This is a genomic window from Clostridium saccharoperbutylacetonicum N1-4(HMT), assembly GCF_000340885.1.
Taxonomy (GTDB): Bacteria; Bacillota; Clostridia; order Clostridiales; family Clostridiaceae; genus Clostridium; species Clostridium saccharoperbutylacetonicum.
In genome coordinates, this window is record NC_020291.1 from 5,170,193 (window position 1) to 5,192,127 (window position 21,935).

Genomic DNA, 21,935 nt, shown 5'->3' on the forward strand with positions numbered 1-21,935 from the left:
AAGATTTTATATCAATCCTATAATTTAAATTACTTACTTTGAACCTGAAGATAGAGTCCAAGGCTTTTGAATTTCATCTTTTAAAGTATTGTATCCATCAATAGCAGTTCTTAATTGAATATTCAAATCTAGACTATTAACAACTAATGCATCATAATCTGATTTAGTCATCATCCCCAAATCATACTTGAGTTTTGCATTACTAATTTGTTTATTAGTCAATTCTATATTACTCTTTAGGTAGGTTATACTATCTTCAGTTTTAAGAAGATTTGTGTATAAATTTCTTAAAGTATCTTTTAACTGCTTTTTAGTCATATTTAATGATATATCAGTTGTATCCATAGTAAGTTTTTTACCCAAATATTGCAAACGCGCTGACAATGCATTTGAATATGCACTCTTCTTCGCTGTATAAATATTATAGTCATTCATATATGTTTCAATTGGTTCTCCCAGAGTTGATGTTGGTGGTGCTCCTGCATTATCAGTCTTATCTTTTGCATCTCGTACCATCTGTTCAGATACTTGGTTATCATGATCATTATAATACTCTTTATCAATCTTATTTGCTTCTATTTGGTATTTTAAATCTTTATCTATAACGTCATCAAAATATTCATCTATATCTCCATCAATTTTTAATTTGTCAAACTGAATATCTTGTTCTAAGCTATATTTCGTTACATCTTTACCAGTTAATACTTTAAAACTATATATTGCATCCTTTAAAGTATTTTCATTAAATTTTTGTGTATATTGTAAATTTTGAATATTAAGCTGACTATTTTGTAAATCAACTTCAGTTACAATTCCTAGATTTTTTTTCAATTGTAAATCATTTAACTGCTTAGTTCTAACTTCTAAATCTTTTGCTGCTTTATCTATTTTCATTTGACTTGTAACAATGTTGTTATACGCAGTAGTAGTTTTTTGTATTACAGCATCTTCATCAAATTCCCTTTTTTGCTCAGCCTGATTAAGTGAATTATCTCTAGTATCCTTGTTATAATCTTCTTTGTCACCTGAAACACTAGTTGCATCATCTATTCTTTCATTTACATCATTAACTTTATCTTGATAACTTACTTTTTTATCATCAATTGCTAATGTATCACTATTACTTATTGCCACCTTTATAGCTTCATCTAAAGTAAAAAGTGGTTTTCCACTTATTGTTTGTGTACTTGTCACAGTATTAGAATCTTGTTTTGTAGTATCTGCTGCAAAAACTGGCATTATACTTCCGCTCATAATACTAATACCAATTGCAAAGGCAACAAGCTTATTTATATTCTTTCTCATGCATATTCTCCTTTTCATTTAATTATCTACTTATTAATTCAAAGCTGAATTTAAAGGGACTATATAAAAATAAATTTTAGTATAGTCTCTTTAAAATTTTTGATATCTATAAATTTAAATTAGATTCTTCTTTAGGTACTTTTGAGCTTTTTTTACTCTTTAACCTAACAAACTTTTTCTTTAAATCATCTAACAATGTATATGCTATAGGAACTACCACCAAAGTTAATATTGTAGCTGTGATTAATCCTCCAATTATAGCTTGTGACATTGGTGCACTCATTTCTGAACCTGTTTTATTAGAAACAGCTGAAGGCAGCATACCAAATATCATAGCTAAAGTAGTCATAATTATTGGACGAAGTCTTACAAGTCCAGCTTCCCTTAGAGCTTCTCTTATAGGCATACCTTCATTCATTCTTTCCTTAGCTGCATCAATAAGCAAGATTCCATTTTTTGATACCAATCCCAAAAGCATTACTATACCAATTAGTGCCGGCATAGTTATTTCATTTCCAAAGGCGAATAATCCAAGCATAGCTCCTATAATAGCAAGCGGTAATGCAAACATTATTGCTCCTGGATCAATGAAACTTTCAAATTGTGCTGCCATAACTAAGTATAAGAACAGGATTGACAATATTATTGCTTGAACTAAACTCACCATACTCTTTTGCATCATTTGATTCGTTCCACCTAGAGATAAAGAAACTCCCGCTGGTAATTCACTTTTGATTTTTTGAAGATATTTATTTTGGAAAGTACCTGATGGAGTCCCTGAAACATTACAAGATATTTCAATTTGTCCTTGTCTTCCGTATCTGTGTAATTCCGATGAAGTTGTCCCAATTACTTTCTTAGTCACTTGTTTTATCGGAACTTGAGTATTATTGGTACCAGAAACATAAATTCCATCAAGATCACTAAGATTTTTACGTTGCCCTTCATCAAGAAATACTTTAACGTCATACCTATCTTTACCACCATCATATTTTGTTACAGTTGAACCATTGAATAATATTCCTAAAGTATTTGCAACATCTGAACTATTAACTCCTAAATCTGCTGCTTTATCACGATCTACATCTATCTTTGCTACAGGCGTACCAGATTTATCATTACTACTTACATCTCTTGCATTAGGATCTTTAGCCATTTCTTCTTTTATTTTATTTGCAAAAGCTTGAAGCTTTTCTCTATCATCACTGACAAGATTATAAGTTACATCCTTTGAACCTCCGCCGCCTCCCATAGACGCAGCTGCAACTGTAACTTGTGTCCCTGGAATTCCACTTAAATCTGCTCTAAGCTTTTCAGCTATTTGCCTTGAACTATCCTTACGCTGTGTTTTATCAGTTAATTCCAGTTTGATTGATGTCTTACTTTTACTTACATTAGAATACATAGATTTCACTTCTGGATACTTGCTTTTTATAATTTCCTCAAATTGTTTATTTTTTTGATTTGCTATATCCAAAGTTATTCCAGCATCAAAATTAACATTAACAGTAACTTGTCCATTATCAGTTGTCGGCATCATAGCAAATCCCAAAGTACTAGCTAATCCTAAACTCACAACAAACATAAGCGCACAGGCAATTAAAATTATCAATCTGTGCTTAAGAGCTTTTGTTAAGAAATTTGCATATTTTTTAGATAAACTATCAAATTTCTTATTAAATGATTTAAAAAACTTACCAATGAAGGTTTTGCTTTCCTTTCTCTCTGCTTTAAGCATTCTAGAGGACATCATAGGAACTAAAGTGAAGGATACAAATAAAGAAACTGCCATACTGAAAACAATTGTCATTGCAAACTCAATAAAGTATTTTCCAAGTATACCTTCTATCATTGCTATCGGTAAAAATACGGCTATAACAGCAGAGGTAGTTGCAATAACTGCAAATCCAATTTCAGATGTAGCTTCTCTTGCTGCCTCTAGTGGACCTTTACCCATATGCAAGTGCCTTACAATATTTTCTATAACAACTATAGCATCATCAATTAAGAGTCCAACCGCCAAAGATAACCCCATTAATGACATTGTATTTAATGAAAAGTTCATTAATTTCATACAAATAAAGGTGGTTATAATTGAAATTGGAAGTGATAATGCACTAATAAGAGTACTCTCCCATTCATTTAAGAACAAGAAAACAATAATAACTGCTAATGCACATCCCTCTATAATAGTTTCTTGAACGCTGTCTACTGTTCGTTGAATTGATGCTGAATTATCACTAACAATATCAACCTGAACACCTTCTGGTAGCGAACCTTTAATTTGGCTGATTATTTTTTTTACATTTTCTGCAACTTCAACAGTATTTGCACCTGATTGCTTAACTATATTTATACCAATTGACTTATTACCTTGATAATAAGCTTGACTAGTTCTCTCTTGAACAGAATCTTCAATTGTAGCAATATCATTTAATCTAATTTCTGTTCCTTTGTTATTTTTTATTAAAACATTTTTTAAATCTTCAACCTTTTGTATTTTACTATTTGTTGTAATAGAAATTTCATTATTTCCATCAACTACTTTTCCACTTGATTGATCAATATTATCATTTTTAATACTACCTATAACTTGGCTTGCTGTAAGACCATGTGAAAGCAGCTTATCATTATCTAATTTTATATGAATTTCTCTTGTATCTTCTCCTGATACATCTACAGATCCAATACCAGAAATTGTATATAGTTTTGGTTTTATAGTGTTATCTACAACATCAGATAAGACTTGATTATCGTCTAATCCATAAACTGCAATAGATAAAATAGATGATGCTGACATATCAAATTTAGAAATTACTGGGTCATTAGCATCTGTTGGTAATTGCCCTACAATACTAGAAACCTTATCTCTAACTTCCTGAGCTGCAACTTCAGAATCTTTACTCAATTCAAATCCTATAGTGGTTTGTGACATCCCCGAGGTTACAGTTGTAGTTATAGTATCCACTCCTGAAATTTTTTGAACTGCATCTTCAACTTTTTTTGCGACCTTCGTTTCTAGCTCTTGTGGTGTTGCACCTGGTTCTGTTACAACAACTGAAACATATGGTATATCTGCATTCGGCATGTCATTAAGTACTAATTTTTGATAATTTGTATACCCTAAAATAGTGAGAGCAATCATAATAACTGTTACAAATACAGGTCTTTTAATACTAATATTAGCTATATTCATTTATTCTCCCTCCTATTTAGAAACATCTTTTGCAGAATCACCATTTGATGAATTATCACTTGTACTAGAAGTTACATCTATTGTATCTCCATCTTGTAAAGTTCCTGTATTAGAACAGATGATTTGATCTCCATCCTTTACACCATCATCTATTTCTACATTGTTATCATCAGTTTCTCCAATTTTAACTTTTTCCTTTTTAGCTTTTCCATTATCATTTATAAAAACTGAATAATTTCCCTCTGTTCCAACTAGTGCATTTATTGGTACTGTTATAATTTGAGTCTTTTCTGAACTTAGAAGTTCTGCTTTTGCATAAACTCCTGGATATAATGACTTATCACTATTATCTATTTTTATCTTACAATTAAAAACTCTTGTTGTTGTATCAGCCAATGCCTCTATGTTTTGTATTGCACCGTCATATGCTTTGTCATTTCCTTCTATTTTGACAGTTGCGGCTTGTCCAGCTTTTATACTGCTTATTTTTTCCTGTGGCACTTGTATTGTTGCATATACTGAAGATATATCATTAACCTTAGCAAGTGCTCCCCCTGGAGATACCATTTGTCCTACACTCAAAGCTTTGTCGCTTATAACTCCACTTATAGGTGCTTTAAGGACTGTATTAGCTAAATCACTTTGATATTTTGCTATAGACACATTTTGTGATTCTAAATTTGCTTTTGCAGTTTCAATACTTGCCTCTCCTGTATTATAGTCTGCTTTAGCATTATTTAAAGCTTTCTCTGCTGCTTCAAGATCAGTTTGTGATATAGCTTTACCATCAAAAAGAGTTTTCTGTCTGTTATAAGTACGCTGAGCATCATCTAAATTAATTTGAAGTTTTTGCAATGATACTTGCGCAGAATTTAATTGTTGTTGTATTACTTGCAATTGTGCTTGTGCTGAGTTAATACTATTTTGTATATCTTGATTATCTAATGTTGCTATTATATCACCGGCATTTACATATTTACCATTTTCTATAGCTACAGAAATAACCTTTGCTGATATCTTACTTGTAACTACACCTTGTTGATATGCTTCTAACGTTGCCTTATATGTATCACCATTATTTTTTTCTACCGATTTTGCTGTTTTTACTTCAACAGCCGTTTTGCTTTCTGTTGCTACAGTATTAACCGTTTTAGCATTTGAAGCCATTTTATTCTTAACAACTATAGCGCTCACTACTGCAATAATAAGAACAGCACATATAACTATTTTTTTTACGTTCTTCATTTTTACCCCCCTAGTCAAATAAATTAACTTAGTATCAATTCATGATCTTGTTTATTTTTACATTATCTCCTACATATTATATATATTTTTTGGCATATTCTCCATAGTTAAATTTTATTTGTTAATTTGCCTTTATAATAGTTACTTTAGTTACCAAAATTTATATGACTTTAGTAACATATTTTCAAATAGGATAAATGTTATAATATAAATATGACATTTGAACTGAAGTAGGTGATATTAATAAAATGATAAACTCAAAAAAATATATTTCTATCATGAAATATATTACTTGTATAATAATCTTTGTATCAATGTATATAAATACTTATATTGAATACTCAAATCACTATATTGATATGATCTCATGCTTTCTTCTTATCACAATCATAATTATCAATACATATTTTATAGATTTAAAATCAAAATATCCAAAGAAATTTTTTTATATTCTATTATTTATTACTATTTGTATTTCATCAATACTTCAATATTCTTTGCCTGGAATAAATACCGCTAGTTATAGTTATGTCTTATTGGTATATATCTTTAAAGAACAGAAAAATAAAATGAAAATGTTTTTACCAATACACTTTATCTTATTTTTTACCACTACTTATTTTGTCCTTTTAAGACGAAATGGAATTACTATTTCACTTCAATTATTTATAATGTGTGTTATACTATTATCTTATCTCGGTTTTTCTGGTATGTTATACAGCATAAGAACTCTAGAAATAGAAAAAGAAGAAGTAAAACAATTAAATTCAAAACTTAAATTAGCTAACATAAAATTGCAAGAATATGCACTAAATATAGAGGAAGTAGCAACTTCTAGAGAAAGAACAAGGGTTGCTCAAGAACTTCATGATTCATTAGGACATTCTCTAATGGCACTTGCGATGCATCTTGAATTTGCAAAAAAAATATGTAATACAAAACCTCAAAAAGTTGAAGAAGTATTATCACAATCTGAAAAAATAGCAAAATCAAGTATTAATGATCTTCGAAAAGCCGTTACTGTACTAAATTCAGAAGTTGAAATAACTAATTTTAATGAGGCAATAAAAAAACTCATAGATAATTTTTATTTATTTAGTAACATTCAAATTACTTATAATAAAAATGAAGAAATTGAAACTTTAAGTCCAATTATAAAAACTTCATTTTATAAAACCATTCAAGAATCTATAACTAATAGTTTGAGGCATGGTAACGCAACAGAAATTAATGTAAAAATAAAGAAAAGTGATCAAGATTTAGAACTTACTGTTACAGATAATGGGATAGGTTGTAATAATATAGTTAAATCAAATGGATTGAATGGTATTGAAAATAGAGTAACTGCCTTGGGTGGCTCAACTTATTACTTCAGTCATAACGGTTTAGGTTTTGGCTTAAAAGTTTCTATTCCAATATAAAAAGCGAGGTAAATATAATTATGATAAATGTTATTTTAGTTGACGACCAAAAAATAGTTAGAGAAGGAATTAAAATGATTTTAAGCTTAGATGACGAAATAAAGGTTGTAAATGAAGCTGAAAATGGCAAGGAGCTTGTAGAGTTTCTAAAAACTAACGAATATCCTGATGTAATTCTTATGGATGTCAGAATGCCAATTATGGATGGTGTCCAAGCAACTAAAATCGTTAAAGAGAATTTTAAAAATATAAAAGTAATAATATTAACTACTTTTAATGAAGATGAGTATATATTTGATGGAATTAAAAATGGCGCTGATGGTTATATATTAAAGGATGCTGGGTCTGAGGAAATAATTAAAGCTATTAAAACAGCATATAGTGGAAATATACTTCTTAATCCTGAAGTGGCAACAAAAATAGTTAGGGCTTATACTGCAATTTCAAGCGGCAAACAAACTTCAAGCCTTTTAAATGAAGAAAAAAAGAAATTAGAGATCCTTACAAAAAGAGAACTTGAGGTTGCAAAATTAGTTGCTCAAGGAAAAAGTAACAAAGAGATTTGCCTTGAACTTTTCATAACAGAAGGAACAGTAAAAAACTATTTAACAAAAATCTTTGAAAAATTAGAATTAGCAAGTAGAACTGAATTAGCACTCTTAATTAATCAAACCAATATATAACAACAATTCCATAGCGATACTTAGAAGCAAAGTATTGCTATGAAATTAAAATCCTATTTATTTTATCAACAAAAAGACTATATATTTTTTCTTCATTAAATTTAGAAATATCTTTTATTAAACCACCAGCCATATCTGCATGACCCCCTCCAAATCCAATTCCATTTAATACATCTTGAATAATAATTGCAGCATTTAACTCACTTTTCTCGCTTCTTATAGAAAAATTTATAACTTCATTATTTTTTGCACATAAAATCACAAAATTCACTTCCTGCAATGATAATGCAAAATCTCCAAGAATTCCAAGTAAATTTTGATCACATCCTTTATCAAAATAGCAGAAAGCTATAGTTGAATTGAATTGGATATTAGAAATCAAAAACTTATAAAAGTTCAAATCCTCTATTCTAATATAGTTCCTAAGTATTGAATTAACTAATTTTATGTCAGCTTTCATATATAAACAATTAAATGCATTTACATCTTCTTCTGATACTCCTCTTGAAAGATGCGCTGTATCCATATTTAATCCAATCATAAGGGCAGTTGCTACATCTTTAGATATATTCTTTTCAAGTTCTTTGTAATATGTGTAAATAATAGTTGAGCAAGAACCATAATTTTTTCTTATATCAACATACTTAATGTTTTCAGGATCTTTAACCTCGTGATGATCAATCACGAGTATTTCTTCCCCATTCAAATCATCAACATTGCTGTTTCCTTTGCAACCATCAACTATTATTATTTTATCTTCTTTGCATATATTAAATTCTTCATATTTACTAATTTTTATTTGCAGAACCTCAATCATTTTTGTGAGTGAATCTCGTTGAATTTCACCTTTATATATGATATTAGTTTCAATCCCAAATCCAAGCAAAAGTCTGCTTAACCCAAATGCTGATGCCACTGCATCATGATCGGGAAAATTATGTGTTTGTATGAAAATTCTTTTTGCATTTTTTAGTTCATTAATTAAAGCTATAATTTGAAACATTTTAATATGCCTCCTTATGTAAATTAATATATAAACTTAAGATTTATATATTATCTTTTAGAAAATTTTAATCCTTTTTTCAACCATCAATGGATATATTCCATATAATCAACCAAAATTCCTTTAAAATCTCTCAATAAAATTCATTATATCCTTTTTTCATTTTCACTTTAATGGAAATTGTGAGTACTTTTAATTTTATTTATCAAGAGTTATAATTCAAATATGCAATAAAACAATATTTTTCACAACAATAAATTTAATATATTTTTAAAGGATGTGCTGTTATGTCAAATTTTTTTACTGAAAATATACAAGAAGGAATGAATTATTTACACAAACACGGTGCTTTTCTTACAGCTAAAGCTGGAGATATTACCAATACTATGACTATCTCTTGGGGGAATATAGGTTTTCAGTGGAATAGACCAGTATTTACTGTTCTAGTTAGAAAATCAAGATATACACATGATCTAATTGAAAAGGCTAATGAATTTACTGTAAGTATACCTCTAACTGATAAAATGAAGTCTCAATTGGCACTATGTGGAAGTAAATCAGGTAGAGATATAAATAAGTTAGATGCAGCTAATTTAATACTATGCAACGGAAAAACTTTAAGCACTCCTGTAATAGAGGATTGTGAACTTCATTATGAATGTAAAATTGTATATAAACAAGAAATGAATTCTGACCTTTTAGATTCAGATATTAAAGCTTCTTTCTATGGTGAAGATGATTATCATACAATTTATGTTGGTGAAATAGTTGACTGCTATAAAATTGAAAAATAATTACAATAAGAGAACCTGTTATGTTTTAAATTCTAAACACTTCAGGTCCTCTTCGTAAAGATTAATTTCTATAAATCAGCAATGGACACTTTTCCAAATACAGCTTCCCAATCCTTTGAAAAATCGTCAACTGCTTTTTCAATTGCTGGCATTTTTAAAGCATCAAGTAAAATTTCAGGTGCCATTGTTGCTGTTTGTGCCCCAGCTGCAAAGGAATCATTTACCTGACCTATATTTTTAAAGCTTGCAGCAAGTATTTTAGTTGAATAATTATATTTTTCAATCATATCTGCAAAAGCTTTTATGACCTCACGCGGATTAATATTCATATTTTCCATCCGATTAAAATATGGTGCTATAAAATCTGCTCCTGCTTCCATAGCTAATAATCCTTGCGCAGTTGTATAAATTGCAGTTGCTGTTATTGCTACTCCTTGAGCTTTTAAAATTTTTATTGCTTTTAACCCTTCTGCATTAACAGGAATTTTAATGCATACCTTGTTATCAATATTCTCTAAAATAGCCTTTGCTTCTTTTAAGATTCCTTCACAATCTTCTGCAACAACTTGAATATGAAGAGTCTTTTCTATACCTATTATTTCACGAATCTTCCTAAAGTGATTAAAAAAATTAATTTTACCTTCTTTTTTAATTATGCTTGGATTACTTGTGATCCCTGCAATAGGAAAAATTTCAACTCCCATTTTAATCATTTCAATATTGGCTGTATCTAACATATATTCCATTCAAATTCTCTCCTTACTATTTAATCAACTAACTTCTTATAAAGCTTGTTCAGTTCTTTCAATTATGTCATCTTGAGTTTGCTTAGATAATACATTGAAAAATGCACTATATCCTGCAACTCTAACAATTAAATCTCTATATTTTTCTGGATTTTTTTGAGCATCAAGCAAGGTATCTCTTGATACTACATTGTATTGTACATGAAATCCTTCCAATCGATTAAAGAAAGTTCTTATCAATGCAATTAATTTCATTCTATCTTCTTCCTTTGCTAGCATTTGAGGGGTAACCTTTTGGTTTAATAATACTCCACCGGTTATATCATGAGTTGGTAATTTAGAAACTGACTTAAACACTGCTGTAGGGCCATTTTTATCCATTGCATGAGAAGGTGAGCATCCTTCTGCTAAAGGCTCCCCTGCCTTTCTTCCATCTGGAGTTGCCATAGTTCCAGCTCCTTGTGGTACATTTGCTGAAATTGACGAAGTTCCTGCATAATAGGTACCTCCAATTGGTCCTCTTCCATATCTAGTATTTTTATATTTCTTTATTTCATCGATGTAGATATCATAAGCTTCTTTTAATAACAAATCTATATAATCATCATCATTTCCATATTTCGGTGCTTCATCAACTAGTATTTCTTGAATCTTTTTATATTCCTCTCCTTCAAAATTATTAATTAATGAATCCCATAACTGTGCTGGAGTAAAATTTTTATCTTCAAAAACGCACTTTTTAATTGCTGCAAGAGAATCACCAAGATTTGCAATCCCTACTTGAAGATCACTTATAAAATCATATACTGCTCCGCCTTCCTTTAAATTCAATCCTCTTTCAATGCAATCATCAGTTAAGGCTGAGCACAATACATCTGCTGTTACTTCTTCCAAAGCTAAATCTGCACAGCTATCAATTATTACACTATGTCTTGTAAATTCACGTATGATTTTCTCCCATGCTTTCATAACTTCTTCAAAAGAAGTCATATCTTTAAAATGTCCTACACCTTCACAAAGCTTAATTCCAGACTCAGGATCAACTCCATTATTTAAAGCAATTAATAACGATTTAGGGAAATTCAAGAAACTCATACCAGTACATCTGTAACCCCATTTACCTGGAACAGCTACTTCAACGCAGCCTATTGCACTATAATTATATGCATCTTTTTCTGCTACTCCTTTTTCTATAAATGATGAAATTATAACTTCATCACTATTAAAAGCAGGCATGCCAAACCCTAATCTCACTACTTCTATGCACTCCTTCATAAAATCATCAGGTAATCCTCTATGATAACGCACTGTTAAATTAGGTTGTGGCAATTTAGTCTGTGCAACACTTTTTAATATTAAATAACTTAATGGATTTACTGCATCTTTCTTATCTACAGTTTGTCCTCCAACTGTAACATTTTGATACAAAGGACTTCCTGCACTAAAGCGTGTATGAGACCAGCTTCTTATTTTATTTATAGTAAAAGTCTTAAGCCATAAATTGGTTAATAGTTCAGTTGCACTAGCTTCATTGATTTTATTAGATTTCAAATCTTCTTTATAAAACGGATATAAATACTGATCCATTCTTCCATAGGAAAGTGAATGTCCATTAGATTCAATTTGCAAAATTAAGTGAATCATCCAAAGAGATTGTACTGCTTCGTGAAAAGTTTCAGCTGGATAATATGGAACTTTATTTAGTATTCTCGACATTTCAACCAGCTCTGCTTTTCTAGACGCATCAGTTTCTTTTCCCGCCATTTTAAGTGCTAAATCTGCATAACGTTTTGAAAAAACTACAACTGCTTCGATTACAATTAAAATCGACCTATAAAAATATGATTTCTTTAAATTCCTATAGTCAGTGAGATCTAATTCTTTCATTTTTTTTTCTGTTCTTTCTTTGAAATTAATCAATCCAAGTTTCAATACTTTTTCATAATTCACTGCTATATGAGCATCTCCTGAAGTAATATTTCCTTCTGCCTTTATTATTCCCAAATCATAAAAAACTCTACTTTCAGCTGGCATTCCAGCAAGTCCTCTATCTTTTAAGGTTTTATGATCCCAAAATGGTGCAATTTCTCTTAAGACTTCTTTACTTTTCTCTGTAATATAAAATACATCTCCATCTCGTTTTTCAAATTCATCCAGTTCATCTATAACCCAATCCATAGCATATTCAGGAAAAATAGGTGCTGAACGATTAGAGGATGCTTGGTTACCTGCAATTAGTGTATCATCTTCAATAAATATACTCATATTTTCCAATATATTTTCTAAACATAGTGCTCTACGTAAAACCATAGGCTTATCTGCATGTTCACTATAGCTATCTGTAATAAGCTTTGCTCTTTCCACACAAACCATGGGTTTTGCATTTAATAATTCCTCTCTGAAATTGTGCATTCTTTTAGTTAATTCTCCAAAATGACTCACAACCATTCTCCCTTCACTTAAATCATATTTTCTTTCATTTGAAACTATATTCTTTTCTTTTATAATTTAATTATATATTCAAATTATCATTTGTCAACATTATAGTTTCATTCGAAAGTAATTTTGTATTTTTCAAAACAAAAAGTGAAAAATACACAGGATATAATTTTTAAATAAAATATCATATCCTGTGTATCTCTTGTTTTCTTTTATTATGCTACTTTTCTTTCTACAATGTATTAATTTACACTTGCCATTTGAACCTCAACTTTTTCCTTTTTCAAATTTTCAAAAATCACTTCAGGAATATTGTCATCTGTAAACAAATAACTTATTTCATTAATTTTAAACTGAGATACAACTCCACGCTCTGAAAATTTTGATGAATCAGTTAAAATTATTATTTTATCAGCACTTTCTGCCATAGCCTTAACTGTTTCTGTTCTCATAAGGTTTTTCCCAGTAAACCCTATTTTAGAGTTATACCCATCAGTTCCAATAAATAATTTATCTACAAAAAAATCTTTAACACACTTTCTAGTTAAAGGTCCTACTGAAACTTGAGATTCAGGTTGATAATCTCCACCTAACAACACAACTTTAGCATTTCCTTCTCTAATATAATTTGCAATGAAAGTTGAATTAGTAATTATAGTTATATCTTTCTTATTAAAAGCAAGCTCTTCTGCAAGCAACGCACAAGATGAACCTGACTCAATCATGACAGTTTCTCCATCTCTTACAAGCTCACTTGCTAAACGGGCTATCTTTCGTTTTATATCATAATTAAAAGCTAATCTGCTGCTGATATCATCACTTGAAGTCATAACGGCATAGCCATGCTCACGCTTTAATAGTCCTTTTTCTTCTAATGCACCAAGGTCTTTACGTATAGTTACTTGAGATACTTTTAAAAGTTCTGCTAATTTACTAACTTCTATGCGCTTATTTTTATTTACAATTTCAAGAAGCTTTGTATATCTATCTGTCATAAAGCCCCCTCCTATCTATTAATATAATGGTAATTATAACATAACTCCTTTGTTAAATGAACCATTTAAATTTCGAATAAAATTTGATTAAGTAATTATTGCACATTTTCAGCTAGATTGTATTCTTTTTCTATGATTTTATTCATTTGAAATAATATTAATTTCAAATGAAATTTTATATTTACACTTATTTTTTTTCATGTTAAGATTAATCCAATAGAAAAAGATTAATTTATATGGAGATGATTTATATGAATGATATAAATGCATGTATTTTTAATATTCAAAAATATAGTATACACGATGGTCCTGGAATTAGAACTGTCATTTTTTTCAAAGGTTGTCCTTTAAGCTGCCTATGGTGTTCAAATCCAGAATCACAAGATAAAAATATACAGCTTATATGTGATGAAACAAAATGTGTACAATGCCTTCATTGTATAAGTGTATGTCCCAAAAGCGCTATAACTTCATATAAAAATCATATAAAAATTGATTCTAACAAATGTGTTTCTTGTTTTAATTGTAAAAATTCTTGTCCTCAGAAAGCACTTTCAGTTGAAGGTAAATTTATGACAATTTCAGAAGTAGTAAAAGAAGTAATGAAAGATGAAATGTTTTATGAAGAATCAAATGGAGGTGTAACTTTATCTGGTGGTGAAGTATTTATGCAACATGAATTTGCATCAGAACTTTTAAGATCTTTGAAGGAAAAGAATATACACACTGCAATTGAAACTACTGGATATACTTCAAAAGACATATTCTCAAGCCTAATTGAACATATAGATTTATTATTATTTGATATAAAACATTATGATAGAGAAAAGCATTTAAAAGCTACTAATGTTTATAATGATATTATTATTGAAAATTTAAAAATTGCTATAAATAATGAAAAAGATATTATAATACGCATTCCTGTTATTCCAACTATTAATTCTAGCTTAGAAGATGCCAGAGGCTTCTGTAAGTTACTAAAATCAATAAATGCAAAAAAAGTGAATTTACTCCCCTTTCATCAATTTGGACAGAAAAAATATACACTTTTAGATAAACCTTATGCTTTTCAAGACACTAAGCAACTCCATGAAGAAGATTTGCTAGACTACCAAAATATATTTCTTAAAAATGGCTTTGATTGTTATTTTTAATACATTGGCAAATATTTAAAATGTTATTCTAAATGTAAACTAGATTTTTACTATGAATAACATTTTGTTTTTTATAATACACTAACCCTATAAATTTATGGTATAATACTTTATGAGAATAATTTTCAAATCAAGGAGGCAACCATTTTGAATAAATTAAAAGAAGAATTATTGCTTGAAATAGAAAGCTTTAAAGAGTTATGTAATAAATTTATAAAAGGTGAAGTTTCTGCAGCAGATTTTAAAAAAGTATCTGGCGGAATGGGTGTGTATTCTGAACGTAGCAAACAAGAACTTATGATAAGACTTAGAATACCTTCTGGTATAACAAATATATCTCAAATGAATTGGTTATGTGATATCGCTGAAAAATACAATTTAGATAAAATACACTTCACCACAAGAGAAGCTGTTCAGTATCACAATCTTTCAGTTGATGCAGTTTGTGGAATAATGAAAGACGGAATTGAAAATGACGTATATTCTAGAGGAGGCGGAGGAAATTACCCAAGAAATGTTGCTTTATCACCTCTTTCTGGTGTTGATAAATTAGAAGCTTTTGATGTTAGTGAATATGCTCTAGCTGTTAATAAGCACTTTTTAAGTAAAATAACCTCTTATAAATTTCCTAGGAAATTTAAAGTGTCTTTTTCTAGCAGTAAAACTGATCTTGGTCACTGCAATATAGCTGATTTAGGATTTTTAGCAACAATTAAAGATGGTAAAGAATATTTCAAAGTTTATATGGGTGGAGGGCTTGGCCAAAATTCAAAGATTGGTGTTGAATATGATGAACTTATTGAACCTAGCAAAGTTTTATATCATATTGAAGCCATGACTAGTCTTTTCATAGCTGAAGGAAATTATGAAAATAAAAATAAAGCTCGTATAAGATACATCGTTGAAAGACTTGGCAAAGATGCTTTTATTGAAACATATAAAAAGCATTTAAAAGAAGTTTGTGAAAAAGAAAATTTAGAGCTTAATATAACTACAAAAGACATTATTAAAGAAGGCAAAATAATAAATCTAAAACATTCTAGATTATATGAACAAAAGCAACAATGTCTATATAGTGTATATCTTCATCCAATTGGAGGACAAATATATATTAAACAACTAAGAGAAATTTTAGACAGTTTAAAATCCGTGGAAGCCTTAGACATAAGACTAACTATGACAGAGGGAATTTATTTTAGAAATTTAAATGGTGATGAAGCAAAAAAACTTCTAGAGTTAACTCAAAATCTTGGAGGAGAAACAGCTCTTCAACAAAGTGTTTCTTGTATTGGTGTTCCAATTTGCCAAGTTGGAATTTTAGAAAGCCAAAAGACTTTAAATCAAATATTAACTTACTTTAAAGAAAAAGGATATACAAAAGATGTATTGCCAAGAGTTCATATTTCAGGATGTCCTAATTCATGTGGAGTTCATGAAGTAGGTGCAATTGGATTCACTGGTAAACGCAAAAGAGTTAATGATGTTGTTGAAGATGTATTTCAACTTCATATTAATGGATCTTTTGAAGATAATAATGCTAGACTTGGAAAGGTATATGGCGATTTGTTAGCACGTGAAATTCCTGAATTTTTATACGAACTAGCTTTATTATTAGAAAATAAAAATATCGATTTTATTGATTATTTAAATAGCAACGAATCAGAATTTGAAGAATTAATAACTAAGTATCTTAAATAAGCTAAATACATAATCAAAATAAACATTCTAAAGGTATCTGTTTTTCAGCACCTTAAGAATGTTTATTTTTTTACACTATTCCATTATATAAAAATTTCTTTTATAGGTTTAACACTAACTCTACTCCACCATAGATACCTGCATCATTTCCTAACTTAGCAAGTTCAAATTTTGTATCTTCGCAAGCATGAAATGCCTTCTCAGCAAAGTATTTTCTAAATCCATATTGTCTCATTTCTTTTCCCACATTAATATTCTTATTTTAGTTAAGTATTTGTTCTTTAGCATTTTTACTTTTTATTATAACTAAAATATAGCTGCAAATTGATAATACAAACATTCCGATAGCACAAATAATAAATACTCCATTCGTTGATATGTTTTTGAATATATAATTAGTAAGATTATTTATTATAATTGGCGACAATAAACCTCCAATTCCTCCAATTACTGCAAAAACACCATTTGCAAGAGCTATAGAAATTTGAGGTACTGATACTGAAATAATATATGAAGCCTGCGCCATAAAGCAGCTCAAAGAAATTCCTAGGCATGCACTTCCAAAAATTATCCCCAAAATATTATGGGGTAAAATTATAACAGATAAATATCCTAATCCAGCTGCAAAAATAGCAAAAGGTAATGTATTACGCTTTAAAGCTGATGATATTCTTGAAAAGTTAAAACCAACTAAAAGTGCAAATCCGCCTTGCACTGCAGTTACTATTCCTGTAAGCGCTGAACTTCCATTTAAATTCTGTAAAATATGAGTAGCTATATTAGTCATAAAGGCTGTTATAAACAAAGTATGAAAAAAGCTAATTAAAGATAATTCAAATACCATTTTATTTAACTTTAATTTTTGTGTAGCACTTTGAGTCTGTGCTCCTGTATCTGGCAATTGATATATTACAATTATGAATGCTGCAAGGGCAATTAAGTGAACTAAGAAATACTTTTGATATCCAAAGTTCCCCAATATTCCACCAACAATATTTATGAATATCGAACCAATTCCCATTCCTGTAACATGAAGTCCCATAAGCGCAGCACGATCCTTCCCATCAAAGAAATCACTAATTATTGCAGCGTTAAGTGGAGATATTATTCCAAATCCAAAGCCTACAAGAACTCTTGAAATCATCACAAATGAGAAACTATCTATCAAAAGCGGACTGGTTCCTACAAAAGCAATGAGTAATAAACCAATTGACACTATTTTTCTTTTTGAAATTTTAGTTACTAACCATCCAACCAATATTGATGCTACCATTAGCAAAAAATAAGGTATAGTTTGAAGTGTTTGGACTGCATTGGCTCCCTCTTCTTTAAATGCTACATCTAACATGCCTAATATAGGTGCTACTCCAGTTATATTTAATCCAAGTACAAAAGCTATAGAAAATATTGATATTTTTATACTGTTATTACTTTTTTGTCTCATGAATAAATTCCACCTTTCTGATCAATATTTAAACGTAATATTATCTATAAGTATATTTTTATGATACTGTTTACATAAATTTGTAAATCATCTGAAATTATCTGTAATAATAATACCACACTCTTAAACATCTTCAATATATTTTCTGAAAAATATTTATTTTTTCATGAATCTTATTTTATAAATTCTATAAATACATTATTTAATATGCTACTTTTGAAAAAATCACTACTTATATATAATTGATTTTATATGTGTTTTCATATTACTTAGTAAAAATTTTCTTCTAATCTTTTTTTCTGAAGATTTTATTTTGATTTATATTATATCAATTACTTTAAAGCTAAGTTATAATCATAATTTGCAACTTTATTTAACTTCAATATAGCCATATACATTTTTTTCTGAAAAAATATTCACTTTTTTCGATTTATATCTTGTATTTTTCATGAAAAAAGTGTTATAATGTTTTCATGAAATATGATATGTTATTTCAAACTCATATAAGGAGGAGTAATTAAATGAAAGTTAATTTTGGAATAATCGGATTTGGATTTATGGGACATGTACATGAAAAAACATTAGCTTCATTAGATTCAGCTAATTTAGTTGCAGTATGCGATATTGATGAAGAAAAAATGTCTGATGCTATAACTGAAAATGTTATAAGAACTACCAGCTTTGATGAATTGTTAAAGATTGATGATATTAATACAGTAATAATTTCAATAAGTAATCATGTTCATAAAGAAGTTGTAATCAAGGCTGCAAAGGCAGGTAAAAATATAATTTGCGAAAAACCTGCTGCTATGAATGTAAAGGAATACGATGAGATGATAGCTGCTGTAAAAGATGCGGGAGTAATGTTTACAGTACATCAGCAACGTAGATATGATGTAGACTTTAGAACTGCCAAAGAAGTATATAATCAAGAAACCTTAGGCAATGTATATACTATTCAATCCAAGTTATATGGGATAAATGGAAATATGCATGATTGGCATGTATTTAAAAAGTACGGTGGTGGAATGTTATATGACTGGGGTGTTCATTTAATAGATCAAATGCTTTATATGGTTGATAGCAAAATAAAGACTATCTATGCTGATTTAAGAAATGTTATTAATGAAGAAGTAGATGATTACTTCAAAATTTTACTTAAATTTGAAAATGGCATAACAGCTGAAATAGAGCTTGGAACCTACTTCCTAGCTGATAAACCAAACTGGTTTGAAAGACATTGGTTTATTGGTGGAGATAAAGGAACTATGTATAGTGATGGTTTTGATCCAGAAGGAAAAATTGCAAGAACAACTAGACTTCTTAAAAATGTTCCTGGAAAAACTACTATGACGGCTTCTGGTCCAACACGGTCATTTGGTCCACCACAAGATGGAGTTTTAATCACTGAAGATTTGCCTAAAGTAAACGTTGCCCACATAATGTTTTTTGAAAATTATTTTAAAGCATTAGAGGGAAAGGAAGAATTAATTGTTAAAATCCCTGAAGTAAGAAGAGTTCTTGCTGTTATGGAAGCCGTAAGAGAATCAGCAGCCTCTGGAAAATCTGTTGATTTTGAATAAATACTAAATGAGTTTTAAATGAAAAGGAGAAATTAATTATGAGAAACGGAAAAGTTCAAATTGCTATCGTAGGTTGTGGAGGAATTGCTAATCAAAAACACATGCCATCTATAAAAGCTAATTCAAGCAAGGCAGAAATTGTTGCCTTCTGTGATATTATACCTGAACGTGCTGAGAAAGCTGCTGCAGACTTTGGAACACAAGATGCAAAAACATATACAGATTATAAAGAAATGTTATCAGATAAAAGTATAGAATTTGATGTTGTACATGTATGTACTCCTAATGTTGCTCACTGTCCAATTACAGTTGCAGCCTTTGAAGCTGGAAAGCATGTAATGTGTGAAAAACCAATGGCTCATAATACTGAAGATGCACAAAAAATGATTGATGCTTGGAAAAAATCAGGAAAGAAATTTACAATTGGTTATCAAAACAGATTCCGCGATGATACAACAACTTTAAACGCTTCATGCAAAAACGGAGAGCTTGGAGAAGTTTATTTTGCTAAAGCTCACGCATTAAGAAGAAGAGCTGTTCCTACTTGGGGTGTATTCCCTAACAAAGCACTACAAGGTGGTGGTCCATTAATAGATATTGGTACTCATGCCTTAGATATAACACTATGGATGATGGACAATTATAAACCTGTTTCTGTAACTGGACAAGTATTTTATAAATTAGGACGTCAAGCTGATGGTCCTGATGGAAATGTTTTTGGACCTTGGGATCCTGAAACCTTTGAAGTAGAAGATTCAGCCTTTGGTATGATTAAAATGGAAAACGGAGCTGTTGTTTACCTTGAATCCTCTTGGGCATTAAATGTATTAAAATCTATGGAAGCCTCTACAACTCTTTGTGGAACAAAAGGTGGAGCTGAAATTCATCATGGTGGAAGCTATCCAAAAGATGAGCTTATCTACAACAGCGTAGAACATAATCAACTAATGGAAAAAGTCATATCACCTGCTGGTATTGTTGACTTCTTCCAAGGTGGAGCTTCAGCAGAAGGTGTACGTGAGCAGTCACAATGGATGGATGCAATCATAAATGATACAGATCCACTAGTTAAACCTGAACAAGCTTTCGTGGTAACACAAATTTTAGATGCAATTTATAAATCAGCTGAAACAGGTAAAGAAGTATACCTTTAATCAATAAATAAGTAATTAGCCTAAGCCTTAAGAGTTAATCTCTTTTGGCTTATCCTATCAAAATTTTTCTAAATTGGAGGAATCATAACATGAAATTAGGTTTTGTAAGTGCTATTTTAGATACTTATACATTTGAAGAAATGATCGATTTTGCAAGTGAAAACGATTTTGAATGCGTAGAAGTAGCTTGTTGGCCAAAAGGCAAAGCAGAACGTAGATATGCTGGCGTTACGCACATAAATGTAGATGAACTTGATGACAATAAAATTACTTATATTAAAGATTATTGTTCTAAAAAAAATGTAAATTTATCTTCTCTTGCATACTATCCAAATACTTTAGATCCTGATCTAGAAAAAAGAGAAACTCACGTTAACCATATAAAAAAATTAATTGTTGCGTCTAATAAATTAAATATAGGTGTAGTAACTACTTTTATAGGTAGAGATCAAAATAAAACTGTAGAAGAAAATCTTGAAATATTCAAGGAAGTTTGGACTCCAATAATAAAATTAGCTGAAGAAAATAAAGTTAAAGTTGCTATAGAAAATTGTCCAATGCTATTCACTAACGACCAATGGCCAGGCGGACAAAATCTTGCAACGACTCCTGCTATTTGGAGACAAATGTTTTCAGCAATACAAAGCGATTATTTCGGACTAAATTATGATCCATCACATTTTGTATGGCAACAAATTGATTATATTAAACCACTATACGAATTCAAAGACAAAATATTCCACGTACATTATAAAGATATTAAAGTTTACAAAGATAAATTAGACGATGTTGGGATTATGGCTACTCCTCTACAATACATATCTCCAAAATTACCTGGCCTTGGTGATGTGAACTGGGGTAAATATGTTTCCGCTTTAACTGATATCGGATATAAAGGTAATACATGCATAGAAATTGAGGATAAAGCTTTCGAAGGCTCAGATGAAGAAATTCAAAACTCTTTATTACTTAGTCAAAAATATTTAAAACAATTTGTAATTTAAAAATTATTTTGTATAACATTAATTATAAACGAGTAAATATCAACCCTACTTTATACTACTAAGTTTTAAAA

Annotated in this window: 17 protein-coding genes; 8 read left to right on the plus strand and 9 right to left on the minus strand. The window is 29.8% G+C overall.

The annotated features are described in order from the left end of the window. Nucleotides 1-33: 33 nt before the first annotated feature. The 3 genes from CSPA_RS22985 to CSPA_RS22995 all read right to left on the minus strand — a co-directional run bounded on the left by CSPA_RS22985 (nucleotide 34) and on the right by CSPA_RS22995 (nucleotide 5,746). Complete coding sequence (locus tag CSPA_RS22985) at nucleotides 34-1,305, minus strand: TolC family protein (RefSeq protein WP_015394793.1); 1,272 nt, start codon at nucleotides 1,303-1,305, stop codon at nucleotides 34-36. A 106-nt stretch (nucleotides 1,306-1,411) separates the two neighbouring features. Further along, on the minus strand, nucleotides 1,412-4,501 hold the full coding sequence (locus CSPA_RS22990) for an efflux RND transporter permease subunit (protein WP_015394794.1): 3,090 nt from the start codon (nucleotides 4,499-4,501) through the stop codon (nucleotides 1,412-1,414). Between the two features lie 12 nt (nucleotides 4,502-4,513). Further along, nucleotides 4,514-5,746 (minus strand): efflux RND transporter periplasmic adaptor subunit, encoded by a 1,233-nt coding sequence (locus CSPA_RS22995; protein ID WP_015394795.1) that lies wholly within the window; start codon nucleotides 5,744-5,746, stop codon nucleotides 4,514-4,516. Nucleotides 5,747-6,456: 710 nt separating this feature from the next. On the opposite strand from CSPA_RS22995, the gene CSPA_RS30655 reads away from it, so the two are divergent. Continuing rightward, complete coding sequence (locus CSPA_RS30655; RefSeq protein ID WP_238915871.1) at nucleotides 6,457-7,167, plus strand: sensor histidine kinase; 711 nt, start codon at nucleotides 6,457-6,459, stop codon at nucleotides 7,165-7,167. Nucleotides 7,168-7,187: 20 nt separating this feature from the next. Further along, nucleotides 7,188-7,850 (plus strand): response regulator transcription factor, encoded by a 663-nt coding sequence (locus CSPA_RS23005; protein WP_015394797.1) that lies wholly within the window; start codon nucleotides 7,188-7,190, stop codon nucleotides 7,848-7,850. A gap of 37 nt (nucleotides 7,851-7,887) precedes the next feature. On the opposite strand, the gene CSPA_RS23010 is transcribed toward CSPA_RS23005, so the two are convergent. After that, complete coding sequence (locus CSPA_RS23010; protein ID WP_015394798.1) at nucleotides 7,888-8,853, minus strand: DHH family phosphoesterase; 966 nt, start codon at nucleotides 8,851-8,853, stop codon at nucleotides 7,888-7,890. A gap of 287 nt (nucleotides 8,854-9,140) precedes the next feature. On the opposite strand from CSPA_RS23010, the gene CSPA_RS23015 reads away from it, so the two are divergent. Further along, complete coding sequence (locus tag CSPA_RS23015; RefSeq protein ID WP_015394799.1) at nucleotides 9,141-9,647, plus strand: flavin reductase family protein; 507 nt, start codon at nucleotides 9,141-9,143, stop codon at nucleotides 9,645-9,647. 68 nt (nucleotides 9,648-9,715) lie between these two features. Here the strand turns inward: CSPA_RS23015 and CSPA_RS23020 are convergent, their stop codons facing one another. From CSPA_RS23020 to CSPA_RS23030, 3 genes are all read right to left on the minus strand, one after another. Next, nucleotides 9,716-10,393, minus strand: a complete 678-nt coding sequence (locus CSPA_RS23020) for a fructose-6-phosphate aldolase (RefSeq protein WP_015394800.1) — start codon at nucleotides 10,391-10,393, stop codon at nucleotides 9,716-9,718. Nucleotides 10,394-10,429: 36 nt separating this feature from the next. Continuing rightward, on the minus strand, nucleotides 10,430-12,805 hold the full coding sequence (locus CSPA_RS23025; RefSeq protein ID WP_423219815.1) for a glycyl radical protein: 2,376 nt from the start codon (nucleotides 12,803-12,805) through the stop codon (nucleotides 10,430-10,432). A gap of 269 nt (nucleotides 12,806-13,074) precedes the next feature. Next, nucleotides 13,075-13,827, minus strand: coding sequence for a DeoR/GlpR family DNA-binding transcription regulator (locus CSPA_RS23030; protein ID WP_015394802.1), 753 nt, complete (start codon nucleotides 13,825-13,827; stop codon nucleotides 13,075-13,077). A 251-nt stretch (nucleotides 13,828-14,078) separates the two neighbouring features. Here CSPA_RS23030 and CSPA_RS23035 point away from each other — a divergent pair, with 251 nt between their 5' ends. Continuing rightward, nucleotides 14,079-14,981: a glycyl-radical enzyme activating protein gene (locus CSPA_RS23035; protein WP_015394803.1), complete on the plus strand. Its 903-nt coding sequence runs from the start codon at nucleotides 14,079-14,081 to the stop codon at nucleotides 14,979-14,981. Nucleotides 14,982-15,128: 147 nt separating this feature from the next. Further along, nucleotides 15,129-16,679: a nitrite/sulfite reductase gene (locus CSPA_RS23040; protein WP_015394804.1), complete on the plus strand. Its 1,551-nt coding sequence runs from the start codon at nucleotides 15,129-15,131 to the stop codon at nucleotides 16,677-16,679. A gap of 100 nt (nucleotides 16,680-16,779) precedes the next feature. Here the strand turns inward: CSPA_RS23040 and CSPA_RS29840 are convergent, their stop codons facing one another. Both CSPA_RS29840 and CSPA_RS23045 read right to left on the minus strand, forming a co-directional pair. Next, a complete protein-coding gene (locus CSPA_RS29840; protein ID WP_157228395.1) occupies nucleotides 16,780-16,926 on the minus strand; it encodes a hypothetical protein in 147 nt (48 codons plus the stop codon). A gap of 15 nt (nucleotides 16,927-16,941) precedes the next feature. Continuing rightward, nucleotides 16,942-18,123 (minus strand): MFS transporter, encoded by a 1,182-nt coding sequence (locus tag CSPA_RS23045; protein WP_015394806.1) that lies wholly within the window; start codon nucleotides 18,121-18,123, stop codon nucleotides 16,942-16,944. Between the two features lie 521 nt (nucleotides 18,124-18,644). Between CSPA_RS23045 and CSPA_RS23050 the strand changes: the two genes are divergently transcribed. The 3 genes from CSPA_RS23050 (at nucleotide 18,645) to CSPA_RS23060 (ending at nucleotide 21,864) form a co-directional block, all read left to right on the plus strand. Then, on the plus strand, nucleotides 18,645-19,706 hold the full coding sequence (locus CSPA_RS23050; RefSeq protein ID WP_015394807.1) for a Gfo/Idh/MocA family protein: 1,062 nt from the start codon (nucleotides 18,645-18,647) through the stop codon (nucleotides 19,704-19,706). A gap of 38 nt (nucleotides 19,707-19,744) precedes the next feature. Further along, on the plus strand, nucleotides 19,745-20,860 hold the full coding sequence (locus CSPA_RS23055; protein ID WP_015394808.1) for a Gfo/Idh/MocA family protein: 1,116 nt from the start codon (nucleotides 19,745-19,747) through the stop codon (nucleotides 20,858-20,860). Between the two features lie 89 nt (nucleotides 20,861-20,949). Then, nucleotides 20,950-21,864 carry a sugar phosphate isomerase/epimerase family protein gene (locus CSPA_RS23060; RefSeq protein ID WP_015394809.1) on the plus strand — a complete coding sequence of 305 codons (915 nt, stop codon included), beginning with the start codon at nucleotides 20,950-20,952 and terminating at the stop codon, nucleotides 21,862-21,864. The last annotated feature ends 71 nt before the right edge of the window (nucleotides 21,865-21,935 follow it).

What these genes read in the sequence shown, in the direction of transcription:
- CSPA_RS22985 (WP_015394793.1), bottom strand. Translation starts at nt 1,305, where the DNA reads ATGAGAAAGAATATAAATAAGCTTGTTGCCTTTGCAATTGGTATTAGT.
- CSPA_RS22990 (WP_015394794.1), bottom strand. Translation starts at nt 4,501, where the DNA reads ATGAATATAGCTAATATTAGTATTAAAAGACCTGTATTTGTAACAGTT.
- CSPA_RS22995 (WP_015394795.1), bottom strand. Translation starts at nt 5,746, where the DNA reads ATGAAGAACGTAAAAAAAATAGTTATATGTGCTGTTCTTATTATTGCA.
- CSPA_RS30655 (WP_238915871.1), top strand. Translation starts at nt 6,457, where the DNA reads ATGTTATACAGCATAAGAACTCTAGAAATAGAAAAAGAAGAAGTAAAA.
- CSPA_RS23005 (WP_015394797.1), top strand. Translation starts at nt 7,188, where the DNA reads ATGATAAATGTTATTTTAGTTGACGACCAAAAAATAGTTAGAGAAGGA.
- CSPA_RS23010 (WP_015394798.1), bottom strand. Translation starts at nt 8,853, where the DNA reads ATGTTTCAAATTATAGCTTTAATTAATGAACTAAAAAATGCAAAAAGA.
- CSPA_RS23015 (WP_015394799.1), top strand. Translation starts at nt 9,141, where the DNA reads ATGTCAAATTTTTTTACTGAAAATATACAAGAAGGAATGAATTATTTA.
- CSPA_RS23020 (WP_015394800.1), bottom strand. Translation starts at nt 10,393, where the DNA reads ATGGAATATATGTTAGATACAGCCAATATTGAAATGATTAAAATGGGA.
- CSPA_RS23025 (WP_423219815.1), bottom strand. Translation starts at nt 12,805, where the DNA reads ATGCACAATTTCAGAGAGGAATTATTAAATGCAAAACCCATGGTTTGT.
- CSPA_RS23030 (WP_015394802.1), bottom strand. Translation starts at nt 13,827, where the DNA reads ATGACAGATAGATATACAAAGCTTCTTGAAATTGTAAATAAAAATAAG.
- CSPA_RS23035 (WP_015394803.1), top strand. Translation starts at nt 14,079, where the DNA reads ATGAATGATATAAATGCATGTATTTTTAATATTCAAAAATATAGTATA.
- CSPA_RS23045 (WP_015394806.1), bottom strand. Translation starts at nt 18,123, where the DNA reads ATGAGACAAAAAAGTAATAACAGTATAAAAATATCAATATTTTCTATA.
- CSPA_RS23050 (WP_015394807.1), top strand. Translation starts at nt 18,645, where the DNA reads ATGAAAGTTAATTTTGGAATAATCGGATTTGGATTTATGGGACATGTA.
- CSPA_RS23055 (WP_015394808.1), top strand. Translation starts at nt 19,745, where the DNA reads ATGAGAAACGGAAAAGTTCAAATTGCTATCGTAGGTTGTGGAGGAATT.
- CSPA_RS23060 (WP_015394809.1), top strand. Translation starts at nt 20,950, where the DNA reads ATGAAATTAGGTTTTGTAAGTGCTATTTTAGATACTTATACATTTGAA.